We start from the raw sequence: 313 nt of genomic DNA on the forward strand, positions 1-313 counted from the left end.
AATGCATGCCTAACGCTATTAGCATCGCCAGTGTTACTAGCTGTAAGAAGCCAACAATAAGCTTGTCGAAACGACCAAATAGAATAGCCGTCGATTTGATGCCAATTTTTAAGTCGTCATCTCGGTCAACCATTGCATATTGTGTGTCGTAGGCAATCGTCCACAACGCATTGATAATGAAAATAAACCAGACCACACTAGGTAGCTCATTAGTTTGCGCCGCCCAAGCCATTGGGATAGCCCAACTAAACGCTAAGCCGAGGAACAACTGTGGAAGGTGCGTAAAACGCTTCATAAAAGGATAAATGAAGGC

General features: G+C 44.1%; 1 protein-coding gene. It reads right to left on the bottom strand.

Going from position 1 to position 313, the window contains the following annotated elements; all coding sequences use genetic code 11:
• Window positions 1-313: UbiA family prenyltransferase (locus tag AB4512_RS24965; protein WP_372176149.1), on the bottom strand; the 313-nt coding region annotated here is incomplete at both ends.

Origin of the sequence: Vibrio sp. 10N.222.52.B7 (genome assembly GCF_041474275.1) — a bacterium.
GTDB lineage: Bacteria > Pseudomonadota > Gammaproteobacteria > Enterobacterales > Vibrionaceae > Vibrio > Vibrio crassostreae_C.